The following is a 10,006-nucleotide window of genomic DNA, read 5'->3' on the forward strand; positions in this document are numbered from 1 at the left end:
ACGACGGCGAAGCCCCAGCCGGGGCGAAGACAGGAGGCGGGGCGCGCGCCGGAGGACGGCCGGCGCCGCCGCGCCGCAGGCGCGGCACCCCGAACGTTGTGAGGCTGCTTCTTGCAGTTCAGGAGGCCGGGAATCTCGCCGGTGATCTCCGATCCCGCCGTGATGTGCCTTCCCCGTGGGCTCCACCCGCTCCGCCCGCCGAGCGGAGCGAGGCGCCTTGAACCCGTAGAGAAAGTTGTTACTCAACCTCACTGCGACGCCGGGCCCTTGAGCAAGTCGGCTGATAGGCAATGACCGGCTTGCCTGTGGGTGGGAGCAACGGCAGGAAGAGAACCGGTCCGGCGCTCCACTGGTGACCCGCCTGGGTCGCGGCAACGGTGCAGGGCAGCCCTCGGCGGAGGTCGTCGAGAGCCTTCGCGTGGTCGGTCTCGGCCCACTGGGACAGCTTCCCGCGGTTCTCGACGTCGAGCGCGAGAAGCAGCGTGGTGATGGAGCGGCGAAGCCACCGAATCGCCTCGTCTGCGCTCACCGTGCTCAGGGTGTTCACCAACTGCGGCCCCTGGGAGCCTGTCGCGCTCCGCACGTGGTGTTCGCAGCGGTATCCGGGCTGGGCGATGGAGGGGCCTCCCCAAGCCGGCCGCTGCCGCTGCCGCTGCCGCTGCCGCGGGAGGAACAGCTCTGCGGTGACGGCTCGCCCACGATGGTCGCCGGAGATCGCGAACCGGTCGGCAAGCGCGCTGACGATGTCCAGCCCGCGGCCGTGGGTGCTGTCGGTTGCGGCGTGCTGCGCGCTCGGGATGCTCCTGCTCGTGCCCCCATCCGTGACCGTGATCGCCACCCCGCGCGCTGCCAGGGTCAGGGCGACTTCGAACCAGCCAGCCTCACGGCCACTCCGGGAGTGCTGCAGGGCGTTGGTGCTGAGCTCGCTGACGATCAGTTCGGCGTCGTCGGCGCGCGGGTGGTTGTCGAGAAGCTTCCGGGTCCAACCCCGTACGGCGCTGAGCTCCTGGGGGTGGCCGGCGAAGATGCGTCGGTGAGTGGTCATGGCGCTCCTCTGCGGCGTTGACCTGCTCCGTTCTGCCCTGGCTAGCCGTTCCCCTGTTGCCGGAAGTCCATGGGCAGTACATTTAGTACTAGCACCGTACTCAATATGCGAGTACTTCGAGTGCGGGATGGCACTTTTCGTACGGTTAGCTGGTGCGGCGACAAGTGCTGCTGCTCAAGTTCGCGATGAGGGAGGAAGAAGCATGTTCGGACTGATGGTGCGCTTCACCTGCAAGGACGAGTCCGCGGCGGCCGCGTTCGACGACCTGGTTGCGCGGACCGGCGAGCTGATCCGGGTCAACGAGCCCGGCACGGTGGTCTATGCAGTCCACCGCGTTGACGGCCGGCCACTGGAGCGGATCTTCTACGAGCTCTACCGCGACCGCGCCGCCTTCGACGAACACGAGTCGAAGGACTACGTGAAGGTCTTCCTCGCCGAACGCGACCAGCACCTCTCCTCCGTCGAGGTCGACTGGCTCGACCTCGTGGCTGCCAAGGGCGTGGACGTTGAGCACTGAGTACGAGAAGGCACTGGGCAAGAAGATCGCCTTCCACCGCAAGCGCCGCGGACTCTCGCAGAAGGAGTTCGCCCAGCTCCTCGGCCGCTCGGAAGCCTGGGTGTCCCAGGTGGAGCGCGGCGTGCGGCGGATCGACCGGATGACCGTCCTTGAGAAGGTCGCGGAGGTCCTGGAGATCCCCGTCGCGGAGCTGGCTGCCGAGGCGCCGATCGTGGCGGCGGCAGCGGAAGGGGAGGCACCTGGCGCAAGCCGGCTCCGGCTGGTCCTCAGCGCGGCGCACTCGCTCAAGGCGATCCTCGGCCCGCACAGCACGCCCGACGTGGACGCGCTCCGGGCCGAGGTCGAGCGGGCCTGGTCGCTCGCGCACGCCGGCGGCTACGCGGACCTCGCCGAACTCCTCGAAGAGCTGGTGCCGTCGCTTGAGTCGGCTGCCCGCTCGGTCCCGGAGGACCAGCGCGCCGACCTGTTCCGGCTGCTGGCGCGGATGTACCACGCATGCAGTGCCGCCCTGTCGAACATGGGCGAGCCCGAGGCGGCCTGGATCGCGATCGACCGTTCCGTGGTCGCGGCCGAGCGGGCGGGAGATCCCCTGCTCATGGCGGCTGGCGAGTTCCGCCTCTCGATCGTCTTCCTAGGTGCCCGCCACTACGAGCAGGCGGCGCGGGCCTCTGGCAGCGCCGCAGACGCGCTCGCCCCCCTCGCGGCCTCGGGCCAGGTGGAAGCCGTGGCCATGCGCGGGGCGCTGACCCTGCAACGGGCGGTCGCCGCCGCACGCGCGAATCAGGCTGAGGCGGCATACGAGTACCTTCGCGAGGCCCGAGAGATGGCAGCGTTGGTGGGCGACGGGCGCAACGACTACAACACCGAGTTCGGGCCCACCAATGCAGGACTGCACGAGGTTGCCGTCGCGGTCGACCTCGGGGACGCCGGCATTGCCCTGCGGGCGGCGAGCTCCATCGATCCGTCGGTGCTGTCCACGGAGCGCCAGACGAGGTTCCACATCGACGTGGCCAGGGCCTACACGCAGCGCCGCCAGCTGGACGACGCGGTGGCCCGACTCCTGACGGCACGTGATCTGTCACCGGAGATGTTCCGCGCCATGCCGATGGTGAAGCAGCTCGTCACGGATCTGCTGACCATGATCCAGCCGACGTCGGATCAGCTCCGCGGCCTGGCCCGCGAGTTGGGCGTACTGGAAATGTGAGCTGGTACCAAAAGTACTAGACAGTACTTGGAGTACGGGTTACTCTCGTTGCTGTCGGCATGCTTCCCCGCCTTCGGTGGGTCCTGTGTGCGGACATGCGAACGCGCCGTGGCAGGAAGGCAGACCTGCCCCGGCGCGTCAGCGGCAAAGGGTCACACGAAAGCTGTGGCCTGAGCGGGAGGCAGCCCACTCAGGCTCGGTGCGTCGTTGGCACAACGCTCCCTGAGCGTATCGCGCCGAGTCCATATGCGGTCAACCTCCCGTTGCGTAGTCATTTGTCACTGACTGCACCGATTTACGGTGCGCAAGGGAGAGCAACTCATGCGTTCCATCCGTGTCGAGACCTCGGGCGCGACCATCCTGCTGACCGAGGCCCCGGAGAAGAAGGTCCGCGATCGCCGGACCGGAGAGCTGGCGACCGACACCGCGACCGGCGAGGTGCTGATGACGGTCGGTGTCGTCCACATCGAGGACGGCGAGTCCTCGCTGATCAAGGTCACCGTCCCGCAGTCCGGCGTCGGTGAGGGCCTGACCCTCGGTGGCCCGGTCGCCCTGGTGGGCCTGGTGGCCCGGCCCTGGGAGCAGGTGTTCAACGGACAGCCCCGGCACGGCATCGCCTATCGGGCCGCCGCCGTCACGCCCGCCGTGTTCCCCTCCTCGCTGGGGGCGTGACGTGTCGGACCTGCTGACGCTGCTGGAGCTCGGCGGTCCGGCCCTGGCGGTCGGCGGCAGTGCCGTCTACCTCAAGGCACGCCATCCCAGCGCCTATTGGTGCACCTTCGGTCTGGCTGGCACGACGGCCCGCCTGCTGGGCTCGTACGGCTCGGTCATGGATTCCTGCGGGCTCACCGTCGCGCCATCCCGGCTACGGGTTCTGGCGGTCCGGGCGACGACGCGCCGGGAGGTACGGCCCGTACCTCCCCGCCGGGGTCTCATCCGGCCGACCCCGACCGGCATGCGGCTTCGGCTGCGTCTTGCTCCGGGGCAGGAGCCGGCGGACGTCGCCGCCTCGGCGGAGCGCCTTCGGCACGCCTGGGGCGTGCACGCGGTCTACGTGACCGAGGTCAAGCCCGGTGTCGTCGACCTCCGGTTGGTGGGCTTCGATGTCCTGCAGCGCGTCCGGATGCCGCGGAAGACTGCCGACGGCCTTCTCAAGGTGGCGGTGGCCCTTCGCGAGGACGCGACCGCCTTCGTCCGGGACTACCGCACCATCCCGCACCAGCTCACGCTCGGAGCGACCCTCTCCGGCAAGTCGATGTTCCTCCGGCACCTGGTCACCGGGCTCGCCCCGCAACCGGTCGCCCTCGTCGGCATCGACTGCAAGCGCGGGGTGGAGTTCGCTCCGTTCGCCCCACGGCTCTCCGCGCTGGCCACCGATCAGGAGCAGGCTGCCGAGCTGCTGCCCGCCCTGGTCGAGCTGATGGAGAGCCGCTACGACCTGATCCGCGCCCGCCAGGGGATATCCCCCGGCGTCCCGGACGAGGACATGACCTCCGACATCTGGGGTCTTCCCAAGGCCGAACGGCCCGTCCCGATCGTCCTCCTCGTGGACGAGGTGGCAGAGCTCTTCCTCGTCGCCACCCGCAAGGACGAGGACCGGCGGGACGAGATGGTCACCCATCTCATCCGGCTCGCCCAGCTCGGCCGCGCCGCCGGCATCTACCTGGAGGTGTGCGGGCAGCGCTTCGGCGCCGAGCTCGGCAAGGGCGCCACCATGCTCCGTGCCCAGCTCACCGGCCGTGTGTGCCACCGGGTCAACGACGAAGCCTCGGCCAAGATGGCTTTGGGGGACATCTCCCCTGAGGCAGTCCTCGCAGCGTGCGCCATCGCCGCCGAACGGCCCGGCCAGGCGGTCGTCGGGGACACCTCGGGCGGCTGGTCCCGCATCCGCACTCCCCACCTCCCGCTCGCCCAAGCCGCCGCCGTCTGCGCCGCGAACGCCCACCTGGTCCCGTTCCTGCCGGAGCTCGATCACTTCCGCCCCTCCGTTGAGGGTGCCGACCTCGCCGACCTGAGCACGGCCTGACCTCTCCCCCACTCCGGTGGCGCGCCGTCCCGCGCCGAGTCCCTACTCCGTCACGCCCAAAGGAGGCGTTCCCTTGCGTGCCCAGCTACGGCGCGTGGACGCCGTATTGGTCCAAGCCGTGATCGCCGCGGCACTGTCCTTCGCCCACCTGCACGACATCGCCGGAGCGGCCGGCCAGCACGGCTGGAAGGCCTGGGCCTACCCGGTCTCGGTCGACCTCCTGTTGGTCGCCGCCTGGCGCCGGATGCGCTCCGGAGCGAACCGGGCCGCCGGCTGGTGCTGGTTCGTCACTGCGCTCGCCGCGTCCCTCGGCGCCAACATCGCCACCGCCGGGCTCCTCGACCTGGCCGCCGTGCCGGCCTGGTTGCGCATCCTCGTCGCCGGATGGCCAGCCGTGGCCTTCCTCGGCGGCACGCTCCTCGCCCACTCGGGCACCACAGCGCTCCGAGAACCCGCCACAGAAACCGCGCCGAGCGACGAGGACGTGCCGTCCGTCTACGCGCCGCCGCTGCCCGTACCTGCTCCGGCCTCGCTCCCGGGACCGCCTCCGGCCCCGGTCGCAGTCCCGACCGCCCTGGTCGACCACGCCCGAAAGGTCGCCGATCACCACCGCAGCCAGACCGGGACGCCCATCGACGCGGCGGCGTTGCGGGCCCGGCTCGGCATCCCCGCGCCGCTGGCCGAAGCCATCGCCGCCCAGCTCTGACAGGAGAACCCATGCCCAACCGCCGCTTCCGCAACGTGATCCGGATCGGCCCCGTCCAGGTCGGCACCTTCTACGACGGCCGCGGCCGCGAGAGGCACGCCGCCGCCTGCACCGCCCCGCGCTGCGGCTTCTCCGCCGACTACGACTCGCGCGCTGCCGCCGAGCTCGCCGCCCGCACCCACCGCTGCCCCGCCCGCTGAAAGGACCGTCCGGCCATGACCGTCAGCCTTCCCCTGGTCGTCGTCCTCGGCATCGTCGCCTGGACCGCGATCAAGTTCCTCGGCATCCGCCTCTGGGTCGCCGCCGCCATCGCCCTGTTCGGCTTCTACCTCGCCCACACCGTCCTCGCCCCGGCTGTGGAATCCGGCACCCGGACCGGCGTCCAGATCGTGAACGGGGGCGGTAAGTGACCCTGCCCCCGGTCGCCGAGCTGGCAACCCTGGCCAGCCTCGGCACCCTGCCCGCCCTCTCCCGCCAGCTCCAGGGCCTCGGCGGCTGCATCCATCCGATCCGCCTCGACGGGCACAGCACCGAGCTCAGCACCGCAACCGGCGAGATCCTGCGCCGGCTGGCCTCGACCGACCTGCCCGCCGGTCAGCTCCTGGTCCGCTGCAACAACCGCCGGGCCACCCGCTGCACGGCCTGTGCCGAGACCTACCGCCGCGACACCTACCACCTGATCACCGCCGGACTCCGCGGCGGCAAGGGCACCCCTGACGAGGTCGCCGCGCACCCCCGGGTGTTCGCCACCTTCACCGCGCCGTCGTTCGGGCCCGTCCACAACCGGCCGACCGGCGCTGCCGGGCAGGTCCGCCCTTGCCGGTGCGGCAGGCTCCACGACCAGGACGCGCCCGAGCTCGGCACCCCTCTCGACCCCGACAGCTACGACTACCGGGGCGCAGTCCTCTGGAACGCCCACTCCGGGGCGCTCTGGCGCCGGTTCTCCATTCACCTGCGCCGCGAGCTCGCCTCACGGGCGGGGCTCACGCAGCGGGCCTTCCGGCAGCACGCCCGCGTGTCCTTCGCCAAGGTCGCCGAGTACCAGCGCCGTGGGCTGGTCCACTTCCACACCGTCATCCGACTCGACGGGCCCGGCGGTGGATCGGACCGGCCTCCGCGTTGGGCCTCCGTCCAGCTCCTCTCCGACGCCATCCGGGCCGCCGCCCGCCGGGCCGACATCCCCGGCCCGCTGATCGACGGCCGGGAGCACCGCTTCGCCTTCGGTACTCAGCTCGACATCCGACCGATCCGGACCGCCGAGTTCGCCGGTGGCTCGGAGCTGAGCGAACGCGCCGTCGCCGCCTACATCGCGAAGTACGCGACCAAGGGTGCCGAGACCGCAACGGGCACGCTCGACACCTCCTTGTGCTGCAAGCCGTGCGCGGGACGCGGGCGCATCCCCGTCCCCGCCGGCCTCAGCACCCGCTGTGACGCTTGCCAAGGCACGGGTCTGGCCCGATCCCTGGCCGGACTCGACATCCCCGAGCACGCCCGCCGCATGATCCGCGCCTGTTGGGCCCTCGGCGGCCGTACCGACCTGGCCGACCTCCGGCTCCGGGCCTGGGCCCACATGCTCGGCTTCCGCGGCCACTTCTCCACCAAGACGCGGCGGTACTCGACCACCCTCGGCGCACTCCGCGACGCCCGCGCCGTCTGGCGCCGCGCCCAAGCCCTCGAACTCCTCCACGGCCCGGATGTCCCGGTCACCGAAGAGACGACCCTCGTCCTCTCCCACTGGGTCTTCGCCGGCACCGGCCTGACCCTCGGAGAGGCCTGGCTCGCCGAAACACTGCAACCCGCACCCGGAACGGAAGGAGAACCCACCCGTGCCTAGCCAGAAGAAGCTCAAGCTGCCCGAGGTCCTCGCCGAGATCGGCATGTCCCGCGCCGCGTTCTACCGGATGCGGGCACGGGGCAAGGCTCCCAGGTGCACCAAGCTGCCGAACGGCCAGATCCGGGTGAGCCGCGAGGCCTTGGACGCGTGGTGGGCCGACCTTGAGGAGAACGCTGCCTGATGGCCACCTCCTACAAGGTCCAGTTCTGGGAGCACCGGCACCGCCCGGACCGGCGCAAGCCGTTCATGGTCCGGTGGTCGGTGTCCGGCCGGGAGTTCTCGGAGTCCTTCCTCACCAAGACGCAGGCGGACGGCCGCAAGGCCGAGCTGATCACCGCCGCCCGCGCCGGTGAGCCGTTCGACACCGACCGCGGGCTGCCGCTCTCCGAGCTGCGGAAGGAGAAGCAGGTCACCTGGTACCAGCTCGCCCGGAACTACGTCGAGAAGCGCTGGAACGGGGCTCCCGCCAAGACGCGCACCACCTGGGCCGATGCCCTTGCGACCGTGACGTTCGAGCTGGTGAAGTCGAAGGCCGGGATGCCGGACAAGCACGTCGTCCGGCGCGCTCTCTACAGCTGGGGTTTCAACGTCAACCAGTGGTCGAAGGAGGCTCCGCCCGAGATCGAACGGGCGCTGGCCTGGGTGGCGAAGAACTCGGTGCTGGTCTCGGCGTTCGAGGAGCCGAGGATGGTCCGCCGGTTGCTCGACGCCCTGGCGGTGAAGCTCGACGGCAAGCCTGCTGCCGCCACGGTGACCCTGCGCAAGCGCCGCATCATCAACCACATCTTCGGCTACGCGGTGGAGGAGGGGCTGCTCGTGGTCAACCCGCTCCCGCTGGTCCAGTGGCAGCCGCCCGAGGTTGAGGAGGAAGTCGATCCCGGCGTTGTGGTGAACCCCGAACAGGCGGCACTCCTCCTGGCCGCTGTTGGGCGTCAGGGGCGGCGCGGGGCCCGGCTGGTGGGCTTCTTCGGCTGCATCTACTACGCCTGGATGCGGCCGGCCGAGGTGGTGAACCTGAAGATCGAGCGGTGCCACCTGCCGGCACAGGGCTGGGGGAGGCTGATCCTCGACGAGACCCGGCCCCGGGTCGGCTCCTCCTGGACCGACGACGGCACGCCCCACGACAAGCGCGGCCTGAAGCACCGCGCCGCCAGGGCGACCCGCCCCGTCCCGGTCCCGCCCGAGCTGGTGGCGATCCTCCGGGCGCACATCGACGCGTACGACGTCGCCCCCGACGGCCGACTGTTCCGGACCTCCCGGAACGGCATGGTGCAGGAGAGCGGCTACGGCGTGGTCTGGAAGCGGGCCCGGGCCGAAGTCCTCTCCCCCGCCGACTGCGCGACTCCGCTCGGCCGGCGCCCGTACGACCTGCGACACGCCGGGATCTCGCTCGGGCTGAACTCCGGGGTCGACCCGACCGAGGTCGCCCGCCGGGCCGGGCACAGTGTCGCCGTGATGCTGCGGGTCTACGCGAAGTGCCTGCACGGCACCGAGGACTACGCGAACGAGCTGATCTCGCAGCGGCTCGCCCGCGGCTCCCGCACCGCCCCGCCGACCGCCGTCGCGGGCCCGGATTCTGGTCCGTGACTGGTCCGTACGCCCTGGTCAGACCCGGGATTCGGGCGACTCAGAGTGAGACAAGCCACACATAGCGCACATATCGATCGCCACAACGGGCGATACAACGAAACAGCCCCTGATCTACGTTTCCGCAGATCAGGGGCTGTTTTCTATCCTGTGGCTGGTGCAGGGTTCGAACCTGCGTAGCTTGCGCGACAGATTTACAGTCTGCTCCCTTTGGCCGCTCGGGCAACCAGCCAGGATCTTGTCTCGCGGGGCGCTGCCCCGTTCGACGCGGTAAACAATACCTGATGGACGGGGGTGGTTCGCCACTCGGTTGCCGGGGGTGTGATCACGGGGCCGGGGCGGCGGACGGGGGCGGGGCGGGGCCGCGCTGGATAGGCTGGGGCGGCGCCCGGCCGTACGGCCGGGCGGTGACCGTGCAGCCAGTACCCAAGGAGACCAACACCCATGGCCGACTCCAGTTTCGACATCGTCTCGAAGGTCGAGTGGCAGGAGGTCGACAACGCGATCAACCAGACCTCCCGCGAGATCGCCACGCGCTTCGACTTCAAGGGCGTCGGCGGCGAGATCAGCAGGTCGGGCAACAAGATCGAGATGAAGGCCAACGGCGAGGAGCGGGTCAAGGCGATCCTGGACGTCCTGCAGAGCAAGTTCATCAAGCGCGGGCTCTCGCTGAAGGCCCTGGACGCCGCCGACCCCCAGCTGTCCGGCAAGGAGTACAAGATCTTCGCGGACGTCAAGGAAGGCATCACCACCGACGACGCCAAGAAGGTCGCCAAGATCATCCGCGATGAGGGCCCGAAGGGCGTCAAGGCGCAGGTCCAGGGCGACGAGCTGCGCGTCAGCTCCAAGAGCCGCGACGACCTGCAGGCCGTCCAGGCCCTGCTCAAGGGCAAGGACCTCGAGTTCGCGATCCAGTTCGTCAACTACCGCTGATCACCGCGACCGGGCTGCGCCGAGCGGCGCCCGCCGGGTCGCGAACGCCGTGGGGCCCCCGACCCCCCCCGGCCCGGGCCCCACGGGCTTAACGGGTGCGCCCCGGGCGCCGCCCGCCGAGGACCCCAGGCCCCCCGCCCCACCCCCCAGATCG

At 70.5% G+C, this 10,006-nt stretch carries 12 protein-coding genes and 1 tRNA gene; 11 read left to right on the plus strand and 2 right to left on the minus strand.

Features of this window, described 5'->3' with window-relative positions; all coding sequences use genetic code 11:
* Positions 1–238: 238 nt before the first annotated feature.
* Positions 239–1,045 carry an ATP-binding protein gene (locus AB0M03_RS38480; RefSeq protein ID WP_363501087.1) on the minus strand — a complete coding sequence of 269 codons (807 nt, stop codon included), beginning with the start codon at positions 1,043–1,045 and terminating at the stop codon, positions 239–241.
* Between the two features lie 202 nt (positions 1,046–1,247).
* Here AB0M03_RS38480 and AB0M03_RS38485 point away from each other — a divergent pair, with 202 nt between their 5' ends.
* The 10 genes from AB0M03_RS38485 (at position 1,248) to AB0M03_RS38530 (ending at position 8,919) form a co-directional block, all read left to right on the plus strand.
* Positions 1,248–1,562 (plus strand): antibiotic biosynthesis monooxygenase, encoded by a 315-nt coding sequence (locus AB0M03_RS38485; protein ID WP_363501090.1) that lies wholly within the window; start codon positions 1,248–1,250, stop codon positions 1,560–1,562.
* Positions 1,552–2,766 (plus strand): helix-turn-helix domain-containing protein, encoded by a 1,215-nt coding sequence (locus tag AB0M03_RS38490; protein ID WP_363501093.1) that lies wholly within the window; start codon positions 1,552–1,554, stop codon positions 2,764–2,766. The genes AB0M03_RS38485 and AB0M03_RS38490 overlap by 11 nt, the downstream gene beginning before the upstream one ends.
* Before the next feature lie 321 nt (positions 2,767–3,087).
* Complete coding sequence (locus tag AB0M03_RS38495) at positions 3,088–3,438, plus strand: hypothetical protein (RefSeq protein WP_263103970.1); 351 nt, start codon at positions 3,088–3,090, stop codon at positions 3,436–3,438.
* 1 nt (position 3,439) lies between these two features.
* Positions 3,440–4,792 carry an FtsK/SpoIIIE domain-containing protein gene (locus tag AB0M03_RS38500; protein ID WP_363501096.1) on the plus strand — a complete coding sequence of 451 codons (1,353 nt, stop codon included), beginning with the start codon at positions 3,440–3,442 and terminating at the stop codon, positions 4,790–4,792.
* 73 nt (positions 4,793–4,865) lie between these two features.
* Positions 4,866–5,498 carry a DUF2637 domain-containing protein gene (locus tag AB0M03_RS38505; protein WP_363501099.1) on the plus strand — a complete coding sequence of 211 codons (633 nt, stop codon included), beginning with the start codon at positions 4,866–4,868 and terminating at the stop codon, positions 5,496–5,498.
* 11 nt (positions 5,499–5,509) lie between these two features.
* Positions 5,510–5,698, plus strand: coding sequence for a mobile element transfer protein (locus AB0M03_RS38510; RefSeq protein WP_363501102.1), 189 nt, complete (start codon positions 5,510–5,512; stop codon positions 5,696–5,698).
* Between the two features lie 15 nt (positions 5,699–5,713).
* Entirely contained in the window at positions 5,714–5,908 is a 195-nt protein-coding gene (locus AB0M03_RS38515; RefSeq protein ID WP_363501105.1) for a hypothetical protein, read from the plus strand.
* Complete coding sequence (locus AB0M03_RS38520; protein ID WP_363501108.1) at positions 5,905–7,332, plus strand: replication initiator; 1,428 nt, start codon at positions 5,905–5,907, stop codon at positions 7,330–7,332. Before AB0M03_RS38515 ends, AB0M03_RS38520 begins: the two co-directional genes overlap by 4 nt.
* Positions 7,325–7,513 carry a helix-turn-helix domain-containing protein gene (locus AB0M03_RS38525; protein WP_363501111.1) on the plus strand — a complete coding sequence of 63 codons (189 nt, stop codon included), beginning with the start codon at positions 7,325–7,327 and terminating at the stop codon, positions 7,511–7,513. The genes AB0M03_RS38520 and AB0M03_RS38525 overlap by 8 nt, the downstream gene beginning before the upstream one ends.
* A complete protein-coding gene (locus AB0M03_RS38530; RefSeq protein ID WP_363501114.1) occupies positions 7,513–8,919 on the plus strand; it encodes a site-specific integrase in 1,407 nt (468 codons plus the stop codon). The genes AB0M03_RS38525 and AB0M03_RS38530 overlap by 1 nt, the downstream gene beginning before the upstream one ends.
* 151 nt (positions 8,920–9,070) lie before the next feature.
* Here AB0M03_RS38530 and AB0M03_RS38535 read toward each other — a convergent pair.
* Positions 9,071–9,151 (minus strand) — tRNA-Tyr (locus AB0M03_RS38535).
* Positions 9,152–9,363: 212 nt separating this feature from the next.
* Between AB0M03_RS38535 and AB0M03_RS38540 the strand changes: the two genes are divergently transcribed.
* On the plus strand, positions 9,364–9,852 hold the full coding sequence (locus AB0M03_RS38540; protein WP_363501117.1) for a YajQ family cyclic di-GMP-binding protein: 489 nt from the start codon (positions 9,364–9,366) through the stop codon (positions 9,850–9,852).
* Positions 9,853–10,006: the final 154 nt, after the last annotated feature.

This window comes from Kitasatospora sp. NPDC051914, assembly GCF_040680995.1.
GTDB lineage: Bacteria > Actinomycetota > Actinomycetes > Streptomycetales > Streptomycetaceae > Kitasatospora.

Excerpts from the sequence above, each read along its gene's own strand:
- AB0M03_RS38480 (WP_363501087.1), bottom strand. The coding sequence starts at position 1,045 with ATGACCACTCACCGACGCATCTTCGCCGGCCACCCCCAGGAGCTCAGC.
- AB0M03_RS38485 (WP_363501090.1), top strand. The coding sequence starts at position 1,248 with ATGTTCGGACTGATGGTGCGCTTCACCTGCAAGGACGAGTCCGCGGCG.
- AB0M03_RS38495 (WP_263103970.1), top strand. The coding sequence starts at position 3,088 with ATGCGTTCCATCCGTGTCGAGACCTCGGGCGCGACCATCCTGCTGACC.
- AB0M03_RS38510 (WP_363501102.1), top strand. The coding sequence starts at position 5,510 with ATGCCCAACCGCCGCTTCCGCAACGTGATCCGGATCGGCCCCGTCCAG.
- AB0M03_RS38515 (WP_363501105.1), top strand. The coding sequence starts at position 5,714 with ATGACCGTCAGCCTTCCCCTGGTCGTCGTCCTCGGCATCGTCGCCTGG.
- AB0M03_RS38530 (WP_363501114.1), top strand. The coding sequence starts at position 7,513 with ATGGCCACCTCCTACAAGGTCCAGTTCTGGGAGCACCGGCACCGCCCG.
- AB0M03_RS38540 (WP_363501117.1), top strand. The coding sequence starts at position 9,364 with ATGGCCGACTCCAGTTTCGACATCGTCTCGAAGGTCGAGTGGCAGGAG.